Source organism: Herpetosiphon giganteus (assembly GCF_016907925.1).
Lineage (GTDB): Bacteria > Chloroflexota > Chloroflexia > Chloroflexales > Herpetosiphonaceae > Herpetosiphon > Herpetosiphon giganteus.
Genome location: NZ_JAFBCZ010000017.1, coordinates 35,869 through 57,484, shown reverse-complemented (window position 1 = coordinate 57,484; position 21,616 = coordinate 35,869). Strand labels below are relative to the sequence as shown.

Below are 21,616 nucleotides of genomic sequence, written 5' to 3'. Positions count from 1 at the left end.
AGCGTTGGGCTATTCAAGCCAAGGAAAGCCAGCTGGATTGGCGGTGGCACGCTCGATGAGGGTTGCAAGATTGTGGCTACGCACCTGATTGAGAAATGGAAAATCGTGGGGTTCAACCGTAAGTTTGGCAATTGGCGCAACCTCGTGCCCACTCGCCCATTCCATAATTTGCAATGTCATGCCACGTTTATAACTGCGTGGTTTGGCCACGAAACCAGCTTGCGGCAGAATGTAAATCGTGCCTGCCCGCCATGGCTGGCGCTGATGCGCTTGGTCATCGATGGAGAAGAAATAATGGGGATCAGCGAAGCTCCCATCGTCATTCAGGCTGCGAAAACAGGCATTCAACAACGAAACCTCTGCTTGGCCGCGCTCAAGGATGGCATAAAAAATTGGCCAAATGCCATCGGAGGCCGCATACACTGCCAACTGATTGCCAAATTCGACAATATCGCTTGCTTGACGAGGCACAAGTGTACCTAAATTTGGGTTGCCAGAGCCATGAAACAGCACCGGCTTGTATTCTGCAAGATAGGCCAAAAATTGCCAGCGCGGCGAATCAACCAACGCGGTTAGGTCGATTGGCGTGGACGATGCTTCGATTGTGGCCCAAATTGCCTCGAATTGGGCAATTTGGCTCGGCTCGTTTGGCAAGCTTGGCCGTTGTAAGTAATAGCTAGGCTGCATAATACTCCTTTGCGAATTGCGCTTGGCTGCTGGATTTTTGGCTGCCTTTAGCATTTAAACCCAGCCAAATCTATACCAAAATTGAAACTTAAAAATGATTGACAAATCCCAAGCGATCAACTACTCTATACCGTGAAAGAAGGGGATTTCCCCATACACTAACTCAATCAATGTTGCCAAATTCATAGCAATCGTCACTACTCATGCTCAATCCACCCATAAACGGGTTTGGGTTAATTATGCAGCATGGTGTGGGCAGATGCGCAACAGTTCATCGCATGCATTTGTGCCCGCATTGGCAATGCTTTGGGCTGCAATAGCAGAAAGGAAGCCGTTGATGGGCAAAATTAAACATCTGCGCTGGTTGCTTGCTGGCCTTGGATTGCTGCTCAGCGGCATCGTTATCGGTGCCATCCTGCCCGAAACATGGTTCGCGCGCCCAACCACAACCGATGTGTGTGGCAATGCGATTGTGCCCGTGCCCATAGCCACCCAACGCGCCATGCAAACAACCATGTATTCAATGGATATTTTACGGCAAGCCTTTGCCGAAGGCCGGATTAGCCGCGATCAGTTCTATCTTTACCAGATATATCTCGTGGATTATCGCGAGAAGTATCCTGACGCACTCCGTGGCAATCATAGAGACCCTTGGAACCCACGCGAACGGGGATTTGAGCGCGACACGTTTCTAGACACACGAGAGAAATTCTGTACGTTTAGCCCCTGTGTACAACAGGAGTTAAATAGCATCCGTTTTCAATCAAAGCTGCACTGTCAGCAGGGCCAGGTTGTCACGATCACACCGTTACTGGAACGCACGCCAACGCCATAAGTATTCATTTTGGGAGGAAGTTATGAAAAGGATTAGGTTCATTTCACTCTTCGGGCTGATCGCACTTCTGAGTAGCTATCTGCCAAGCCAGATAAACGCCCAAGAAGCATTACCAAAACAACAGCGTCAGCAACAAAGCCCTGAGACCATGTGTGACCCAACGACCTATAACCCGTCCAATATTAAATTAACACCTCATTTCTTAATCTTAGTCGATCCTATCATTACTGATGCTGAAGGCAATGTCGATATTGAAGGGCTAACCCTAGCAGATTATACAAATACTCTAGAAGCTGTATATGCTGCCGAAACAGCCAACTGGCCAGAGCCACCAGTCATTGATATAGACAGAGACCCTGAATGGAATGGAAAACAGCTTGTCTATATTGGCCTAGAAACCAACGGCTATGGGCGGGTTGTACCAAATGCTGTTGCTGATGATACCAACTATGGCCCATTTGTTGGGGTTGTAAACCAAGCAACAGGCGCAATGGCAACTTGCATGCTCCTGACCAATGACTATTCACGCTTTGAGTCGGATTACAATGGAACATTAAAGGCCAATGCGTATTTAAGGGCAGCAATTGCCCATGAGTTCCACCATATGATTCAGCTTGGCATGGGCGATAACGATCCTTTTGCCCATACGCTCTGGTTTGAATCGACAAGTATGTATATGGAGGAGCAAGTTGACACCACCATCAACGCAAACCATATCTATGGCTATCCAATTATCGAAACTGCGTTAGCTGATAATGAAAATAATCGACTTGATAATAAATTTCGCCAATGGTTAATGCTGCAATATGCCCATGAGCACTATGGGGGCATGGCAAAAATTAAGAATTTATGGAATGGAATTGCTGCTGGGCAAAGTGGCCTGTATAGTTTTGTGCATAGTTTTGCTAGCGAAGCCGAATTCAACGAGTTTTATCATCGCTATGCGATTAGCCTGCGTTTTATGAAGGATTGTGCTACGGTCAGCCGCTATTGTTTTCAAGAGGGCAGTGCTTATCAAACGCGCATCCTCGATGCTGGTTTGGAACCACTAATTGACCATGAGCGACTCCTGAAGCGAAAGTTCATTTCAGTCACCTTAAATGATCACTATGCTTCGAAATGGATCACCGTTCCGCATACTGGTCAATATAAGCTCGCCTTCAAGCAAACAGCTGGGTCAGGCCAATTTAAAGTCAGCCTTGTTACAGAGGTCGTTACGAACCAGGGCGATAGCCTTGAAGTCCAACCCTTGACAATTAATCAACAAGGAATTGGCGAAATTAATTATGTAGCTCCAGCAGGCGCAACCCAAGCGGCCTTAGTTGTGAGTAATGTTGCAGCACCACAGTTGAATCAGATTAATGAACCAAATAGTGTCAATGAATCAACATTTTCGCTAACCATACAAGGGCCTATTGCATTCGTCATTGACGATACTGCCAGCATGGCCGACGATTTGCAGGAGGTAAAATCAATCATTACCGAAGTGATTGATACTCCATCCACGCCATTAAATGTGAGTGAATACCTATTAACGACCTTCAAAGACGATGTTAATTATCGCGGCAGTTTCAATGCCCAAGATTTCAAAGCCCAAATTGCGGCCTTGGAAGCTGCTAGTGGTGGCGATTGCCCAGAGAACTATCTTGGTGCAGTGCGCGAAACAGCCCAACATACTACGAACGCAGACTTACATATCTATACTGATGCTGGCTTTTTTGGCACATATCGTGAACACAGGGAGGTATACAAGCTGCTTAACCAGCGGGGTATTCGACCCATTGTTTACTTTCAAAACGATTGTGAACCATTAGGATCACGTGCAGCAGCAGATTCAACCCAAGCTGATCAACAACCAGCCAACAATCAGCGTTCATTGGCTCCAATCATCGCTGGCCAGCAAATAATGGGCCGCGCTGAAATGCAGTCCTTGAGCGAGCAAACTGGGGGACTGTTTCTGCCAATTCGTCCGTATGAACTTGCAGCAGCAACCCGTTTGGCACTCACAACAAGCCAATTTCAGATCGCTGCCGATTATGTAAATCGGCCAATCAATGGCCCAACAACACGTTCCTTCCCGATTGACTCCAGCGTGAGCATGGTGCAGGTGTTGAATACCACAACACAGGGCAATAGCAGTTTTACGCTCAAGAATCCGGCCAATCAAGCAATAACGAGTGATCAAGCAAACATAACCGAACTGAGCAACATTCAAGCCTATAGCATCGAAAACCCGCTACCTGGAACATGGTCAACCCAGCTCGATGGTGATGGAACCGCAGTCACCAATGTTTGGGTTCAATCGCCGTTACAACTCGTGGTGAACCAACCAACCATTTTAACCTATGAGCAAACCAACACCTTAAACTTTGAGGTTGTGGGAAAAGTACTCAGCCCAACCTTTGAATTACAGCACGCCGATGGCAGCCTTGCTGCGGTGATTCAAGCCTACGATGATGGCCTACACGGCGATGGCGTTGCCCGTGACCGACGCTTTACTGCCCAATATTATATGGCGAGCGACGAACCTGTTTGGTTGGTGCTCAATGGCTGGAATTCAGCCCATGAACCAATCCGCCGGATTGGCCTCCAACCATTCTCAGCGATCAAACCGATCTCGATTGATCTTCCTCGTAATCCAATCACAACTGAAGAAGGTAAGACGCTTGCAATTCCTGTCAATTTAAGTCAAATTGAAACAACCCCAATCACGGTAAGCTATAGCGTCCATGAAGCTACTGCTACAATCAATAGCGACTTTCAGGCGGTCAGCGGAACGTTACGCTTCGAGCCAGGGTTTAGCAATCAAATAATTATTATTCCGATTATTGATGATCAAGTGCTTGAAGCTGCCGAAACCTTCTCAGTTCAAATCAGTCAGCCGACGACGGGTACGATCAGGACAGCTGCGGTATCGGTAACGATTCAAGCCAGCGATCGCATTGATCTGCCAACGCAACCAATCTTGACGAATGAAGGGCGTTCGGTGCTTGTTCCTGTAACTCGCACTGAAACCACGCAGCCGATCACGCTTAGCTATACAACCCAAGCAGGCACGGCTCAAGCAGGCAGCGACTTTGTGGCGCAAACAGGCACAATCAGCTTTTTTGAAGGGGTAGCTAGCCAGCATATTGCCATTCCAATTCTTGATGACAATTTGGCTGAGGCTGCTGAATCCTTCACGCTGCACTTAACGAATTCCAACCAGATTCAGGCTGGGACAAGCCAAACAACTATTACGATTCAACCAAATGACCAAGTGAATATCAAAGCAGATTCGTATACTGTGAGCGAGGGGCAACCAGCACTGGTGCAGATTGAACTGAATGCTCCAGCAACCAAGCCAGTTTCCGTAACCTATAGCGTTACTGCGGGAAGTGCGCTCGAGGGCGAAGATTATTATCATTCCATCGCACCAGTAGTTATCGAACCAGGGCAAACAACCGCCACCCTCTATTTCTATATACCGGATGACAACCAATACGAAGCCGATGAAACCTTCAGTATCAGCCTAACAGGTGTTCAAAATGCCCAAGTTGGAGCTACGATAACCAGCAACGTTACAATCAGTAAAAATGATGAACTTGCATTGAGTCCATATCCACGTTTGTATCTTGATGAATGGCAGCAATTGGTAGAATTGCCACTCACCTTGGCCCAACCACGTGCAGTAACAGTCACGGTTGATTACCGAACACTTGCCTATAATGGCACAAATGCAGCAACCCCATTGCTAGACTATACGCCAATAAGCGGGACGCTCACCTTCCCACCGTATACGACTGTTCAGACATTAACCCTACCGCTTATCGATGATCGCTGGGCCGAGCCAGATGAACGCTTGTTCATCCGCTTAGAGAATCCAATTAATACAACGGCTGTCGCTTCAACCGAAATCGTGATTCTTACGAATGATACAATTGAACTCGGTAACACAACCACGAGCATCAATGAACAGGCGACAATTCAAATTCCAATCGGGCTGAGTATGAATGCGCCTGCGTCACAACCAATAACTCTTACGTATCAGACCATTGATGGCACTGCCTTAGCAGGCCAAGATTATATCCACCAAACTGGTGTAATCACAATGCCGCCACTTTCTTACGAACGCGTCGTCTACCTAGATATTCCAATTATTGATGACAACGAACTGGAAAGTGCCGAAACCTTCAATATCGTCATTGCCAATCCATCCCATGCCGAACTTGGGGCAAAACGCAACTTGACGATTACAATTAAAGCCAATGATGTGCCTATTCCCACGGCAACCCCATTACCAGCCAATAGTGTTTTATTTGTTACTGGCTCGCCAGCTAGCGCAAATGACGCTGCTGTAATCGATCGTTTAGAACAGCAATTGGGATTAAATGTGATTACCAGAGATCACAATAGCGTCACTGCTGCTGATGCAAGCAATGGGATTAAACTAGTCCTCGTTTCATCATCGGTCGCTTCAACCAAGATCGGCAGTATGTTCCGCGATACACCTATTCCAGTGCTAGTTTGGGAAAATGCAATCTTCGACGATATGCAAATGACGGGCAGCACCAATGGAACCCACTTTGGAGTTACCGCAGCAGGAACCCAACTTACGATCACCAATGCTTCGCATGACTTGGCTGCTGGGCTGAATGGAACGATTAGTGTTTATACCTCGGCCCAAACAATGAGCTATGGCGGCAATCTGCCAACAAGTGCGATTAATATTGCCTATGCAGCTGGAAACTCGACTAAACGCGTAATTTGGGGCTACGAAAGCGGCACATCCATGGTTGGATTAACCGCACCAGCCCGTAGAGTCGGCATCTTTTTCGGCGATCTGAATACGAATCAATTAACAAACCAAGGCTGGCAACTGTTTGATGCAGCAGTCACGTGGGCCATGACAGCTCCTACTGCGCCAAATCCAACGGCAACCACGGTTATCGCCAGCCCAACCGCCACCAGTAGCTTGCCAACGGCAACCACGGTTATCGCCAGCCCAACCGCCACCAGTAGCTTGCCAACGGCAACCCCAGCAGGCGGAACAATCTTATTTGTTGCTGGTTCGACCAGCCTCAACCCATCCGATACCGTGATCAAAAGTTTGCTGGAGGCACGCGGCTATAGTGTTTTGGTAAAAAAAGATAGCGATGCGCAAAGCAGCGATGCCAACGGCAAAAAACTGATTGTAGTTTCATCAACCGTCACTTCGGGCAACGTCACAACCAAATTTCTGCATGCTGATGTGCCAGTTCTCGTCTGGGATATGGCGTTGTTCGACGATATGAAGCTGACTGGAGCCACTGTTGGGCAAGATCAAGGCACAACCGAAAATGTTACAACCGGCACGATCGTTAACAGCAGCCATCCGCTTGCAGGTGGCCTGAGTGGCAGCGTAACGCTGACATCCAACGGCCAAGCTCTAACCTTTGGTGAGCCAAATTCAAATGCAGTGGTGGTTGCGCGTGCTGGCGGCTCCAATCGAAGTGTCTTGTTCGGCTACGAAGCCTGCGCTCTATTGAAAGATAACCTTAGCCCAGCACCAGCACGGCGGGTTGGTTTATTTCTCAATGATAATACTGCAATCGTCTTGGAACCAAGTGGAACAACATTAGTCAATGCTGCTATTACTTGGGCGCTTGGCGGGTATCCATGTATTAATGGTGCAACCGCAACCCCGAGCAACCCAGCATCAAGTACCGCCACAAGCGTACCACCAACCAGCACCACTACGCCTCCAAGCACTCCAGTTGTAACCACTACGCCAAGCGCTAAAACAGCATTGTTTGTTGTTAACAATGCCAATAGTCTAAATTCTGGCGATGCAGCGGTTAAAACACGCTTGGAAACACTCGGCTACAGCGTTACCCCAATCAGTGCTGGCTTAGCAACAAGCAGTGATTCCAATGGAAAAACGCTAGTGCTTATTTCATCATCTGTTTCCGCAACCAATGTTAATACCAAATTCAAGGCCGTAACAGTACCAGTTATCATTTGGGAATATGCGCTCTATGATGATATGGCAATGACCAACACAACGTCAGGCAGCGATTATGGCTATACATCAGGGAGCAGTATCTTCATCAGTAATGCTACTCATGCCTTAGCAGGTGGCTTAAGTGGCACCGTTAATATCTATTCGAATGCGGTTAATATTCCTTTTGGCGTACCAAATGGCAATGCCATTACAATCGGATCGGCAAGTAATGCAAGCACCAATAAACCCTATTTCGCCTATGAACGTAATGCAGCTATGCTTGGTGGGTTTAGTGTTAATGCCCGTCGGGTAGGCTTATTCTGGATTGATACTGCTAGCCCAACCAACGATGCTTGGACGCTCTTTGATGCAGCAGTTACCTGGGCAAGTATGCCCTAACCTCAAGCCTGTTCATCGAGCAATCACAAGCGGCAGGATCATCGGTTGATCCTGCCGCAGATCATTTAATTACAAATCAGATCTCTCTGAGCAGCAACAGGCTTACATTAGCCATAACGCTCAACTTGCTGCTCGACCCATGGAACGCCATCGAGCAAGGCGATCGAGAGCCAAGGGTTGGTGGAATCAAGCGCTTCCACGATTGTGCGCAGTTCCCATAGTTCATCGAAGGCAGCGCAATTACGCCATACAACATAAATCAGCTGGATACTTTCGACGATTTGTTGCTGTTCAACATAGTAAGTAACAATCTGCCGTAGAGCTTCGGTTCGTTTGGCTAGCGAATCAAAGCTCGGTACAAGCTGATAGGCACTAATAGGATCAGCAGCTTGCAACAATGCTGGCACTAAATATTCCAAGACTAAATCTTTTTCTTCCCAAGGCTCGCCAGCCGCAATTAGTGCTTGAGCAAAGGCCAAATCGCCACGTTTGGCATAGGTCATGGCGATAGTTTCAAGCCCCAAATTAAGAGCCATTTGGTGTATTTCAGCAATCAGCGCTTGGAGTGCAACCCGATTATCAACATCGGCATAGCCATTCGCAAGCGTTCTAAGCGCCTGCACACGTTTCTGAACCTCTGAAATTTGCAATGCATACTGATAGGCTTTGGCAAAAAACTCAGCATGGCCACGCACAGCATAAGCAGTACAAATCTCAGTCAAGCAATTAAACAGATCGTCTGCATAGCTGCTTGGTTTGATGCCATCGGCGAGGCTTAGCAGATCAGTCAAAAATACTTGGGTATCTTCGTCAGGAGCATGATTAATATAGGTTGCCTCAACGTAGCGGTAAGCAACAACTTTGGGTCGGGTTTGGCTAACAATCGATTGCGCAATCGTATGCGCATAGCGCAACCAATCAATAAATACAGGGTAATTGCCTTGCTTCGCGTAGGCCTTAGCAATTTCACACAGCATTCCGATATATTCATATTCCGCCAAACCCGTTATATCGGCATTGCGAATAGTTTCCAAGAGATTCATCAAATATTGATTAGCACCATAGTTGATTTGGGCAAGTGCAAGGTTGGAAACCCATTTCAGCGCTTGAACTGGTCGAGGCAATCCATTACATAGTGCAAGCAGTTCACTATAATATCGGGCGGCAATGGTGGCTAGGCCTTGTTCATGGCTTTTAATGACAATTTGGCATAGGTTCCTAGCATAAGTTTCGGGCTGGGCTTGCGCCAAATTAAGCATTGTATAGGCTTGCTCAAGCTCACCATTAGCAGCGTAGCAATGGCTAATTTCGGTTATGATTCTCGTTTGAGATTCATGATTCCTCATAGATTGCAGAATAGCACTCGTTTCTGCTAATAGTCCATAGTCATGGTAGCTTTGTACAAGCTTCGATCCTGCCCAAGTTTGCTCATTTTCAGCTTCGATCGTTGCCAGCAGTTGGCGAGCCTCATCGAGCATGGTTTTACCGAGCGCTTCAAGCTCGCTCTTCAAAGCTATAGTAGCAAGGTCACACAGCAATCGAATCTGATGATAGGCAGAATCGGCTGCTTGAGCATACGGCAAAGCTGCAAGCAGGCAGCTTTGCACGAGGGAATGATTATGCTGCTCGCTGGCCTTGGTTGCGAGCATTTGGAAAAGGTTAACCGCCAAATATGGCGAGATATTTTGGTCAATAATCTGGCGCACCGAATCAATAGCACCATGGTTGAGATAGATCTTGGCTTTCTCAAATTCCAAAGAATAGACGAAAGCCTCGTGCTGAGCAATTAATAAGGCCGCTTGGACAATTCGCGGATAGAGATCTCCATAGTTATAGCGCTTAGCGATTTGAGCAAGCTCCAACAATTGATGCATTTGTTCAGTTGGCAGCGAGCTTAACATTGCTGAATCGACAATTATGGTTAATACCTGCTCAAACACACTCTTTGACTGATTGTGCATGGCATGCTCAGCATAGGTATTGGCGATGCACAGCAAACTTTTTACTGTATTGTGATTCTTCACAATCTCGCGTAATTCCAGCCGTACAGCTTCAAGCAACTCCTCAATTTGCACATAGTTGCCATAGCTGCGCGCCAACGAACAATAGCATTCAACTCGCTGATGGGGATCAACAATCAGTTGAATCATTGTTTCGGCACGATCAGGCTCAGCATTGTTGCAGTACCAGTCAGCAAGCGCAGCATACGCAGGATCGCTGCGATGCCAATGAGTAATTGTAGCCGCTAACTCAACGGCAGTTGCTATATCAGCATGCTCAATAGAGATCAAAACCAGTTCGCGCCGAAAACGATCTGATTCGATTGCAGTATGTAAACTCCGAGCTTTAAGCAAATTCCCTTGATTCAAGTAACCCTTAATCAACGCTGGTAGCGCCAAGAGTTGCGCTTCGCGGCTTAATCGTTCGTTTCTGGCTTGGGCCTTAATTAATAATGCTTGGGCTTGGTGCTGGTTGCCAACGCGCCACTCGACCGTTGCAAGCATAGCGTTGAGTATCACCACATGCTCAGAATAAGCAAATGGAATAGTTTCGGTTAATACTTGGCGTGCTTGCGCAAATTCAGCAACCGCAATTAACGCCGTCGCCAAAAGCACTGCACTCTTAAGCCGATACTTTGGAATTTGAATCTGCTTAACAATGTTGGCAGCTTGGGCTAAATCAGCTTGATTAATTGCCGTTTCTGCGCAATGAGCCAAGGTTTCATCACGAGTATCATCAAGCGTGCGCGCCATTGACAATGCCTGATCCGGCATGGCGTTGTTAGCATAGGCTAGCGCAAGCTGATGCAGCGCATAATCACGTTCTCGATGATTGTGCATACTACGGGCAACTTGCTCCATGCGCTGCAAAATCGTCAAGCGGCGCTCTGGCTCTGCATAGGGAATAACGAGCGGCCATAATTCAATTTGGCGCATTGGATCTGAGCAAATCTCAATCTGGGCCAAGGCTTCGGCTACCCGCCCAACCACTGCAAGAATCACAAAGTGATCATGATGCCATTGATCGGCATGGCTGGTGAGGCTGGTGCGCAGCAGGCTATAGCGCCATAGTCGCGGCAACAATTCAAGCTGCTGTTCAAGGCTCTGGCCCGCCGCAATCACACTTTCGCGCGCCCGATCCAAATCGAGGCCATACAAGCGCGTGCTTGGCTCAAAACGTATTTTCTGCGCCCCGTAATCGCCTGCATCGACCACCTGCCACAAGTCAGCCCAACGCTCTGCTTGCGCCAAGTGGGTGATGTAATGCTGGCGCGCATACCAGCGTCGCGCCTGTTCAACTGGCTCGCTGCTATCCTGCCAAATTGCATCAAGCTCAGCCCCACACCAGTCGGCCATGCGGCTATGCCATTCACGCAGTTCAAGGGCCGTAAATTCGTGCGCTAGCAAATAATCGTGAAACAACAAATGCTGCAAGGCTAAGCGCTGATCGGCGGCAACACTGACCCAACCTGCCAGCAACGCGATCGGCTCCAACAGCGCTTCGACTGGCTGGTCTATCAGTGACGCGAGCACGGCTGGCTGCAATGGCTCGTGCGTCACTAACAAAACCGCCAAACTTGGTCGCGTAATCGTGTGCCATTCGGTTGGCGCGAGGCCTTGAATCCGCGCCAAGCTCAACCGAAACAGATTGGTTGGCACAGCAATGCTTTGATCGATGATGGGCACGACTTCGGCAGCGGGCATTGCGCTCATAGCCCGCGCTGCTAACTCCACCAACAAGGCATTGCCCTTGAGCGAGTCGGCTAATTGCCTCAACAAGGCTGGGTCAAGCCCTGGTTGAAGCGTTTGCCAACGGGTAATCGCATCGGCATCGCTCAATGGCGGCACGTTATAGATCACGCCCTGCTCAAGCGCCAGGCTTGCAAGGCTCTCGTTGGGTCGTGCACCAAGCACAATTACAATCCCCGGCGGCAGATGCAAAGGCAAAAACGTCAAATCGCGGCTACCATCAACTTCTGGTTGCAGCTGATCCAAGCCATCAAGATAGATCGTTTCGGCAATGCCGCTCTCCGAGAGCGTTTGCAGTATGCGCCCAAATTCCAAGCGCAGCGCAGGGTAACTGTCGGCGGGAAAATAGCCATTAGTCAGATTGTGTTTAAGCATTAATTGGGCAACGATGCTGCGCAACAAGTCGATTTGATAGGCGCGGCCCGGGGTCAGCGCAATAAAATGATGCGGCGTATGCTCCAAACCTGCACGCACGATTAATTGGGCGATCAGGCTGCTTTTGCCTTCGCCAGCACCGCCCGTCACCAAGACATAGCCGCCAGTCGGGCGAGTTTGGGCAATTAACTGATTAATCGCAGCTTGTTCGGCCACTCGTCCGACAAAGCCCGCTAAACGAAGCTGAAGCAAGCGCGCGCTTTCGCGATGCATCGCTGCTGCCCGCAGTTCGTGCTCATTGATTGACATTCTGCTTCTCTCCAATTACAAAAATAAGTTTCGCTGAGTGGTTGCCCACTCAGCGATGGTGCAATGCTCGCTGATTAGCGATGGGCAGCAAGATCGTGATAGGCCCACAGCACATTGACCACCGTCCAGTGATCATTAATTTTGACAATGTGCATGTAATCGATCCACTCATCGGCTGTTAGCTTCACGCTGGCAACAACTCCTTGCACATCGAGAATTTCAACAGTTTTTTGTGGATTCGACGGAAATTTATCGCCTGCCTGATTATAACTTGCCGCCAGCAAAATCATCTCTTCGGCGCTGGCTTCGCGCAAATATTCCTTGCCCGTGGCGCGATGCGTCCAAACCGTCCGTTTGACCATGCGCGGATGAATACTGCGCTGCATTTGTTCTGGGTTGAGCGTATGCTGGGATTCCAAATAGTCGAGGGCTGCCTGCTGAATTGCCGCAATGTCGTCGCTGGTTGCGTGGTTCATTCATAACTCCGGTTATGCACCAAAATGAGGATTCCGTGTGCTGCTCAATCAATTAAGCAGCTTCCTTAGTCTAGAAGCTCACGCTATAGCTTGTCAATCGGTCGTTCGCATGAAAGGGTGAGGGGCATAGGTGGTGTGGTAGATAAAATGCATGGAAAGACCCGCGTGCTGCTGGTTGGGTAATTGCTTCCAGCATACCACGCGGTCTTTCCATGTCGCCCCCACGCATATCGTGGCTTAATTTAACACCTATGAGGGCTGGGATTGAGAGCATCCATTAAAAACTACGAACGCCACGGCTGATAATCGACCAAGGCTGGCTCGGTGCGAACCACTGGCAACACCACCCAAAAGCAACTACCCTCGCCAACAGTGCTTTCGACCCCAACTTGGCCGCCCAAGGCCAACACGAGCGAACGCACAATCGCTAAACCCAAGCCCCAACCATGGGCAACGCTGCTGGCCCGTGCATGACGCTCCCAAATCCGCTCAATATCAACAGGATCAATGCCAGGCCCAGTATCTTCAATTTCAATCCGAATGGTTTGATGATTGTTGGCTCGCGTGCGCACCGTAATTGTGCCTGTTTCGGTGTAGCGCACAGCATTGCTGATCAAATTGTGCAATACCTGCCAAACTCGATCGCGATCGCTAATCAGGGTTGGCAGATCTGGCTCGATTGCAACAACCAAGCTACAGCGTGGGTTGAGCGTACTTTTGGCAACCGCAGTAATCTCTTCAATTAATGAGCCAAGCTCGATTGTATGGCGCACAAATGAGAGCGATCCGGTCATTAACGTCGTGGCATCAACCAAATCGCGCACCAGCCGTTGAATGTGCAGCACCGAGCCATAGGCTTGGGGCAACAAACTACCCAATGTAGGATCAGGAATCAGCGCAGGCTCGCTTTGCAATAATTCGAGCGTGCCTTGCAAAAAATGCAGGGGATTACGAATATCATGAGCGACAATCTGATTCAGTTCTGCCACGCTCATATTGGCCAAGGCAACGGGTGGTTCATCGGTGGCGGGAGCACGTAACTCCGGCATCCAACGTGCAATTTGATGGGCCAATAATTTAAGCGCTGCCACATGAACTGGCGTAAAGCGATGGGCCTGTGGATCAAAGGTACACAAGGTTGGAGTCAGGGCTGCGGTCGAGGCGGGAATCGGCACGCCCAAGTAGGCCCGAATTGGGGTTTCAAGCCGCGAAAGCAATGGTTGCACCCGCTGATCGCTTGCTGCATCGCCCACAACCAGCGGCTGAGCAGTCACATCGATATACTGACAAAAGGTATCTTCACGCGCCAAAATACTGCCCGCTGCCAAATTGCCAGTCGAGGCTGGGTAAATTGCCCGAATATATTGATGGGTTCGATTAAGGTCGCCGATTAGTGCAGTTTTGGTACCAGCGACCTCACATGCAACTGCCAGATAGGTTTGGATTGCCCGATCAACATCATCAAATTGCATTGTACTCAGCATTGCTAAACGCTCTAATACCTCCTGTTCAGCAGCGCGATCAGGGTCATGCTGATTCATAGTTACTCACTTTCTAGCACCATTGCTCAAACCACAATCAACCAGCAACGCTGATGATGTGTGAATAATCCAAGCTCATCAAGACGATTAATTTAGCTTCATCGTCGATCAATAATGCTGGTTTTAATTAGTATTTTTGCCTATCGCTCGCTAGTATACAATGCAATTGAGGCTCAAAACGGCCACGATTAAATGTCGGTAGCGTTTCCATTAATCTAAGCAGGGAGTGTGCGCTGCAATTGTGCCCATCAACCCACGAAAAAATCTGATTGGGCTAGGCTTTTAGCAGGCAATATCGGCTTTATCCAATATCACAATTATTGCAACCAGCTCCAGCAATGGCATTTGCACGATCAGGTTAATGTTTAACCTGTGCTTTAGCAAAGCATCATCCTCGGGCTGTACCCTTCGATGTATCCGAAAAATGCCACAATCGGCTATACTTAGGCCCACACCCACGGAACACACATTCATTCCTCTTGCATGGCACAAGGAGACCACCAGTGGCCGATTTAGTTCCTAGCACAGCTTCAGCTCATCCAGTTAATGATCGACGGGAGATCGCAGGTTGGCGGCTTTACGACTGGGCAAACTCAGGTTTCACCACAACTGTGATTGCTGCCTTATTTGGGCCATTTTTGGAAGCCTTGGCCGTAAAGGCGGTTGAGGGTACGGGTAGTAATATAGTGCTCAATTTGGGCATCTATACCGTTACCGCCGAATCGCTCTACCCCGATGCAGTTTCGTTATCGGTGTTGCTCCAATTTCTCTTTTTGCCATTACTCGGCGCATTGGCCGACTACACCAATATTAAAAAGCAATTGTTGATGTTCTTTTGTTTGTTGGGCGCTGCTGCCACAACGATGTTGTTTATTGCCACGCCCGCAACCTATCTTTTCGCGGCGCTGGCCTTTGTGGTGGCCAATCTCAGCTTTGGGGCTTCAATCGTCTTCTACAATGCCTTCCTCAACGAAATTACCACCGAGGATATGCGCGATAAGGTTTCGAGCCAAGGCTTTGCCTTTGGTTATATTGGCGGCGGGGTGCTGTTGGCCATCAACCTTGCGTTGGTAACATTTGCCGAGCAAATTGGCCTCACGACGGCGCTGGCGGTGCGCATTTCATTGGCATCGGCAGGCTTATGGTGGGGTATTTTTGGCTACTTTGGCATCAAGCGGCTCAAAAATCGCGCTGCCAGTCGCAAAGTGCCAGAAGGCCAACATTATCTGACGGTCAGTATGCGCGAACTCTGGACGACGTTCCGCGAACTTAAGCGTTTGCCCCAAACCTTGCGCTTCTTAATCGCCTATTTGCTCTACAACGATGGCATTCAAACAGTCATCGGCATGTCAGCGGTGTTTCTGTCCAACGAACTCTTCAAAGCCAAAGGCTTACCAGAGGATGATTCACAATCGTTCTTGCTTGGCTTGGTGCTGATGATTCAGTTTGTGGCTTTTGGCGGTGCGTTGGGCTTTGAGCGGGTTTCGCGTAAAGTCGGCACCAAAACGGCGATTTTGATCTCGCTGTTTATTTGGACAGGCGTGATTGTGTATGCCTATGCCTTGCTTGATAGTGTGCTGCAAGCTTGGTTTATGGGTGCAGCCATCGCCTTGGTGCTTGGTGGCTCGCAATCACTCTCTCGCGCTTTGTTCTCGCGCATGATTCCGCATGGCCGCGAGGCTGGCTTCTATGGCATTTACGAAATCTCCGAGCGGGGCACATCGTGGATTGGGCCGTTTATTTTTGCGCGGGTGGTCGCTGAAACAGGCTCGTATCGCCAAGCAATTCTCTCGTTAATTGTCTTGTTTGTTGGTGGGATTGTGATTCTCTTTTTGACCAACACCACCAAGGCGATTCACGATGCTGGCAATCAATTGCCTGAGGAAGCAGCCGCAACCCATAGCTAATTCCATTCGATTCATTGGTTCAACCAAGCATCAGCCAATGATGCTTGGTTTTTTTGTGGATAGGAGCGTCGTTTGACTGCGCGTGTGATTATTGCTGCCGCCCATAGTGGCAGCGGCAAAACTTTGTTAACTGCTGGCTTGATTGGGGCGCTGCGCCAGCGTGGCTTAAGCATTCAGCCCTTCAAATGCGGCCCCGATTATATTGATCCAGGCCATCATAGCCTCGTTGCTCAGCGCCAATGCCGCAATTTAGATGCGTGGTTATTCGGCGCTGAGCAATTGCAACGCCACTTTTGCCACATCGCCGCCAACGCCGATCTCGCGGTTATTGAGGGTGTGATGGGCCTGTTCGACGGCTATGGCGCGTTGGATGATACAGGTAGCACCGCCCATATTGCCCGTTTATTGCAAGCGCCTGTCGTTTTAGTGGTTGATGCTGGCGGAATGGCCCGCAGTGCAGCGGCCTTAGTCGCTGGCTTTCAGCACTTCGATCCGCAGGTGCAAATCGGTGCGGTGTTGTTGAACAAAGTTGGCAGCGCGCGCCACGCCGATTTATGCGCTAGCGCGATTGAGCAACACACTAAGATTCCATGCTTGGGCTATTTGCCGCGCCAAGCTCAATTCAAGCTGCCTGAACGCCATCTTGGCCTCGTAACTGCTGATTCTGCTAAGCAGACTATTTTGGCAACACTTGAATCGGTTGCGACAATATTAAACAGCACCTGCCAGCTTGATCGCTTGCTTGAATTGGCCCAAACTGCGCCAGCAATCGATCTTGAGCCATTAGCATCGCCCACGGTTGAATATTCACAGCGGCCAGTGATTGCAGTGGCCTATGATGCAGCGTTTAGCTTTATCTACCCTGAGCTGCACGAATGTTTGCAAGCAGCAGGAGCTGATGTGGCATTATTTAGCCCAATCGCCGATCAACAATTGCCTGCTGGTTGCGCAGGAATTATTTTGAGCGGCGGCTATCCTGAGCTGTATGCTACCGAGTTGAGCGCGAATCAGGCGATGTTAGTTGCATTACGTCAAGCTCATGCGCGCAACATGCCAATTTATGCAGAGTGTGGCGGATTGATGTATTTGACCGAGGCGATTGTTGACCACGCAGGCGAATGCTGGCCGATGGTTGGTTTGTTGCCTGGCGCAAGCAGCATGCAACAGCGAGTGAGTTTGGGCTATCGCAGCATCAGCAGCTGCCACGATAATCCCTTGTTCAGTGCCAATAACCACGTGCGCGGCCATGAATTTCATTATTCGCGTTGGGAAAACCCCGAGCCAAGCAAGGCCGCCTATCGCGTAATTGCGCCTGATGGCACAACCCAGCATCACGAAGGCTATCAGGCGGGCAATTTGCTGGCAAGTTATATTCATCTGCACTGGCTCGCCAACCCAAGCATGGCGCAGCGTTTTGTTGCAACCTGCCATGCTTGGGTTGAGGGATCACAATTTAGATCTGATAGGCTAGATCTTTGATTTGATTGAGGGCGGCAGTTTGCAAGCGCCCAGCCAGCTGCTTGTTGCGAATATGACAGGCCACGCCAACGATATGCATGGCTTGCATAATTTGGTCGGCAAGTTGCAAGCGATAGGGCTGCGGTGGCGGGCGATCGACCAAGCCATCAAGCTCGTCGAGCAGATTATCGGTTTCAAAAAGGGGCGTTGGTGGAGGACGATCAAACATATCTTCCGCCAGCCAGCCAGTCAGCGTGCCAGCATAACGAGCAAGCTGGTTGGCTTGATCGTGAATGAATGGACGCAACGTATCAAGCCGATAGGCTCCGCGTGCGCTATCGCTATAGCGTTCGGCAACCGCCATTTGGAGCAAATTACGTTGCAAATTCATTGCAAGCTCGCGTACATCGCACGGTGGAATAGGAATCGGCGGCACGGCCAAGCCATTCTCGGCCAAATCAACCCACCAATTTGGGCGGGGAATTGGCCACCACCACGGGCAAATATCATCGCCTAGGTATAATCCAGCCATGCTTTGGCTATCAACGAGGCGTTGAGTTTGGGTTTGCAATTCGGCCAAGGCCAAATTTTGGCTTAGTTCGGCAAATTCAAGCTGATCGGAATAAAAAGCGATGTTATAACTGTCGAGGCTGCGCAGCAGATCCAAGACCAAGCCGCCAGCCTCAGGAATTGGCTCATGGCTTGGAATTTGCCCAGCATAGAGCCGCAAACGCCGCTTGGGCCACCACCATGGCCGCGCTGGCAGGCTCTCGTCAGGATTTGGCCGATAGCTCACAAGGTCGCTTGTGCCCCAACCAACCAAGGCTTGCAAATTGGTTGTAAAATCTTTAAGGCCAACGGCGTAGACTTCAGCGCTAAATACCTGATCTGCCAGTTTGGCGCTCATCGTTAGCAAGGTCAGCGCACGCAGACAACGAATGCTGATTTTGGCGCTTGGTGGCAGCGCCATTTGATCAAATATGGTTGGGCTAGAATTTGGGGCCGCAGCTACGTGGTTTTGATCGCCCAACAGGCTACTTGCGGCGACAGCTGCCAAGCCGCTACTGGCGAGAAATCTACGCCGTGAATGTGGTTTATTCAGTCCATCCATCACATACCTCCTTTGGTTTGATGATTGATCCAATCACTATTCGATGAATGCAGCTTAGCGCAAACCAACGCTTAAAACTTGACATTTTCTACCAATAGCGAAGGCTTTTTTTCGATGGAACATCAACGCCCAAACCCTGATCATCTGCTTGAACGAATTCAACATACCAGCCAACAAGCGCAACGTGGGCGATTAAAGGTCTTTTTTGGGGCGGCAGCAGGGGTTGGCAAAACCTATGCAATGCTCCAAGCCGCCCAACAACGCCACGCCGAAGGGGTTGCGGTGCTGGTTGGCTATATCGAAACCCATGGCCGCGCCGAAACCGATGCGCTCTTGGTTGGTTTGCCTCAGCTGCCAGCCTTGCAAGTTGAATATCGCGGCACAACCCTGCGCGAGTTTGATCTTGATGCGGCTTTGGCGCGCAAGCCAAGCTTGATTTTGGTCGATGAATTGGCCCATAGCAACCCGCCCAATTCGCGCCATGCCAAACGCTGGCAGGATATTGACGAGCTGTTGCATGCGGGCATTGATGTCTATACCACCGTTAATGTGCAGCATCTGGCCAGCCTCAACGATCTTGTGGCCCAAGTTACTGGCGTAATTGTGCGCGAAACGGTGCCCGATGCAGTGCTTGAATCCGCCGATGAAGTGGAGTTAATCGATCTGCCGCCTGATGAATTGCTTGGGCGCTTGAACGAAGGCAAAATTTACATCGCCAGCCAAGCAGCCCAAGCAGCGCGCAATTTTTTTCGCAAAGGCAATTTGATTGCGCTGCGCGAGTTGGCCCTGCGCCGCACTGCGGATCGAGTCGATGCCCAAATGCAGCGCTATCGCTCAGATCACGCGATTCCTACGACTTGGCCAACTCGCGAACGCTTGTTGGTTGGCGTTGGGCCAAGCCCGCTTTCCGAGCGTTTGGTGCGCGCAACCCGCCGCATGGCCACCGATCTACGCGCCGAGTGGATTGTGGCCTACGTGGAAACGCCCAAACAGCTGCGGCTTAGCGAGGCCGATCGCGACCGCGTAACCGCAACCTTACGCTTAGCCGAAAGTTTGGGCGCGCAAATTGTGACCCTTGGCGGCATCAACCCGGGCGAAGAAATATTGCGCTATGCCCGCCAACGCAATGTTTCAAAAATCGTTGTGGGCAAGCCAGCCCAGCCCCGTTGGCGCGAATTACTGTTCGGATCAATCGTCGATCAATTGATTCGCCAAAGCGGCGAAATTGATGTCTATGTGATTAGCGGCGAACACGACGACACCCATAGCACCTCAACCAAGCCAAGCCAGCAACCCAAACCAGCAACCATAAATTATGTCAAATCGATTGGTATTATTGGCCTGTGTACGATTGTGGCTCAGGGTATTTTTCCACATCTCGAATTATCGAATTTGATTATGCTCTACCTGCTAGGCGTAACCTGGGTCGCGGCGCGCTACGGACGCGGGCCAGCGATCTGCGCCTCGCTGTTGAGTGTCGCAGCATTCGATTTTTTCTTCGTGCAGCCCTATTTGACCTTTGCCGTCTCCGATGTGCAATATCTGTTGACCTTTCTGGTGATGTTGGTCGTCGCCTTAACCATTAGCACATTAACGGTGCAAATTCAGGCGCAGGCCGAAACTGCCCGCCAACGCGAGCGCCGCACCGCCGCGCTTTATGCAATGACTCGTGAATTTGCCAGTATTCGCGGCTTGGATAATTTGCTGCAAACTGCGGTTCAGCATATTAGCAGCGTCTTTGAAGGCCAAGCAGCGATTTTGCTGCCCAATGCCAAGGGCCAAGTACGGGCGATTGTTGGTCAACAAGCAGGCTTTATCAACGACCAACGCGAACTCATCACCGCCCAATGGGTCTATGATCATCAGCAAAAAGCGGGCATGCACAGCGACACCTTGCCCAGCGCCCAAGCCATGTATCTGCCCTTAGTTGCCACTCGTGGAATTGTCGGCGTATTAGCCTTACAACCAGAACAACCACGCCGTTTGCTCGACCCAAGCCATGGCCATTTGCTCGAAACCTTTGCCAACCAAACCACCGTCGCAATCGAACGCGCTCACCTCGCCGAGGAAGCCCAAGCCGCCAGCGTGCAAATTGAAACCGAGCGCATGCGCAACTCGCTGCTCAGCTCAGTTTCCCACGATCTGCGCACGCCGTTGGCCGCAATTAGCGGCGCAGCCAGCACCTTGCTTGATCAGAATAATCAGCTTGATCAGCAAGTACAGCAGGAACTGATTCAGATGATTGCCGATGAGGGCGAACGGCTTAACCGCTTATTAAGCAATTTGCTCGATATGACGCGCTTGGAAGCAGGCGCGGTGCAGGTGCATAAAGAATGGCAAGCGCTCGAAGAAGTGATCGGCACAGCCCTTGCGCGCTTAAGCCCGCAGATCGAGCAACGTCCAATGAGCATCGATGTGCCAGAACAAGCCGTTGTGGCCTTTGATAGCGTGTTAATCGAGCAAGTGCTGGTCAATTTGCTCGAAAATTGCCTCAAATATACGCCGAGCAGCAGCCCAATCGAAATTCGCGCCGTCCAAGAGGTGGCGATGATCGAGGTTCAGATTGCCGACCATGGGCCTGGCATCCCAGCCAGTGCGCAGGAAACGATCTTCGAAAAATTTTTTCGCTTGCAAACCAATCGTTCAGCAAGCAGCGGGGTTGGGCTGGGGCTAACGATCTGTCGCGGCATTATCGAAGCCCATGGTGGTACAATTTGGGCTGAAAATCGCCCAGCAGGCGGCACAATCTTTGCCTTCACCCTGCCAATCGACGGCCAACCGCCGCAAATCGACGAGGAATAAGGTTG

Annotated in this window: 10 protein-coding genes; 5 read left to right on the top strand and 5 right to left on the bottom strand. The window is 50.0% G+C overall.

The window, feature by feature from the left end:
- Positions 1 to 9: 9 nt before the first annotated feature.
- The gene (locus JOD20_RS15815) at positions 10 to 687 is read right to left on the bottom strand and encodes a hypothetical protein (protein ID WP_204756195.1); all 678 of its coding nucleotides are present in this window, start codon (positions 685 to 687) and stop codon (positions 10 to 12) included.
- 337 nt (positions 688 to 1,024) lie between these two features.
- Between JOD20_RS15815 and JOD20_RS15810 the strand changes: the two genes are divergently transcribed.
- Entirely contained in the window at positions 1,025 to 1,522 is a 498-nt protein-coding gene (locus tag JOD20_RS15810; protein ID WP_204756194.1) for a hypothetical protein, read from the top strand.
- Between the two features lie 22 nt (positions 1,523 to 1,544).
- Positions 1,545 to 7,883, top strand: coding sequence for a Calx-beta domain-containing protein (locus tag JOD20_RS15805; protein ID WP_204756193.1), 6,339 nt, complete (start codon positions 1,545 to 1,547; stop codon positions 7,881 to 7,883).
- A 107-nt stretch (positions 7,884 to 7,990) separates the two neighbouring features.
- Here JOD20_RS15805 and JOD20_RS15800 read toward each other — a convergent pair whose 3' ends face one another.
- From JOD20_RS15800 to JOD20_RS15790, 3 genes are all read right to left on the bottom strand, one after another.
- Entirely contained in the window at positions 7,991 to 12,316 is a 4,326-nt protein-coding gene (locus JOD20_RS15800; protein ID WP_204756192.1) for an ATP-binding protein, read from the bottom strand.
- A 74-nt stretch (positions 12,317 to 12,390) separates the two neighbouring features.
- On the bottom strand, positions 12,391 to 12,792 hold the full coding sequence (locus JOD20_RS15795) for a nuclear transport factor 2 family protein (protein WP_204756191.1): 402 nt from the start codon (positions 12,790 to 12,792) through the stop codon (positions 12,391 to 12,393).
- A 284-nt stretch (positions 12,793 to 13,076) separates the two neighbouring features.
- Positions 13,077 to 14,333 (bottom strand): GAF domain-containing sensor histidine kinase, encoded by a 1,257-nt coding sequence (locus JOD20_RS15790; RefSeq protein WP_204756190.1) that lies wholly within the window; start codon positions 14,331 to 14,333, stop codon positions 13,077 to 13,079.
- A 503-nt stretch (positions 14,334 to 14,836) separates the two neighbouring features.
- Between JOD20_RS15790 and JOD20_RS15785 the strand changes: the two genes are divergently transcribed.
- Both JOD20_RS15785 and JOD20_RS15780 read left to right on the top strand, forming a co-directional pair.
- Positions 14,837 to 16,240 (top strand): MFS transporter, encoded by a 1,404-nt coding sequence (locus JOD20_RS15785; RefSeq protein ID WP_204756189.1) that lies wholly within the window; start codon positions 14,837 to 14,839, stop codon positions 16,238 to 16,240.
- A 72-nt stretch (positions 16,241 to 16,312) separates the two neighbouring features.
- Positions 16,313 to 17,719, top strand: coding sequence for a cobyrinic acid a,c-diamide synthase CobB (locus tag JOD20_RS15780; protein ID WP_204756188.1), 1,407 nt, complete (start codon positions 16,313 to 16,315; stop codon positions 17,717 to 17,719).
- On the opposite strand, the gene JOD20_RS15775 is transcribed toward JOD20_RS15780, so the two are convergent.
- Positions 17,694 to 18,809 carry a hypothetical protein gene (locus JOD20_RS15775; protein ID WP_204756187.1) on the bottom strand — a complete coding sequence of 372 codons (1,116 nt, stop codon included), beginning with the start codon at positions 18,807 to 18,809 and terminating at the stop codon, positions 17,694 to 17,696. The two genes, JOD20_RS15780 and JOD20_RS15775, sit on opposite strands and share 26 nt — an antisense overlap.
- A gap of 114 nt (positions 18,810 to 18,923) precedes the next feature.
- Between JOD20_RS15775 and JOD20_RS15770 the strand changes: the two genes are divergently transcribed.
- Positions 18,924 to 21,611 (top strand): sensor histidine kinase, encoded by a 2,688-nt coding sequence (locus JOD20_RS15770; RefSeq protein ID WP_204756186.1) that lies wholly within the window; start codon positions 18,924 to 18,926, stop codon positions 21,609 to 21,611.
- Positions 21,612 to 21,616: the final 5 nt, after the last annotated feature.

What these genes read in the sequence shown, in the direction of transcription:
- JOD20_RS15815 (WP_204756195.1), bottom strand. Translation starts at nt 687, where the DNA reads ATGCAGCCTAGCTATTACTTACAACGGCCAAGCTTGCCAAACGAGCCG.
- JOD20_RS15810 (WP_204756194.1), top strand. Translation starts at nt 1,025, where the DNA reads ATGGGCAAAATTAAACATCTGCGCTGGTTGCTTGCTGGCCTTGGATTG.
- JOD20_RS15805 (WP_204756193.1), top strand. Translation starts at nt 1,545, where the DNA reads ATGAAAAGGATTAGGTTCATTTCACTCTTCGGGCTGATCGCACTTCTG.
- JOD20_RS15800 (WP_204756192.1), bottom strand. Translation starts at nt 12,316, where the DNA reads ATGTCAATCAATGAGCACGAACTGCGGGCAGCAGCGATGCATCGCGAA.
- JOD20_RS15795 (WP_204756191.1), bottom strand. Translation starts at nt 12,792, where the DNA reads ATGAACCACGCAACCAGCGACGACATTGCGGCAATTCAGCAGGCAGCC.
- JOD20_RS15790 (WP_204756190.1), bottom strand. Translation starts at nt 14,333, where the DNA reads ATGAATCAGCATGACCCTGATCGCGCTGCTGAACAGGAGGTATTAGAG.
- JOD20_RS15775 (WP_204756187.1), bottom strand. Translation starts at nt 18,809, where the DNA reads ATGGATGGACTGAATAAACCACATTCACGGCGTAGATTTCTCGCCAGT.
- JOD20_RS15770 (WP_204756186.1), top strand. Translation starts at nt 18,924, where the DNA reads ATGGAACATCAACGCCCAAACCCTGATCATCTGCTTGAACGAATTCAA.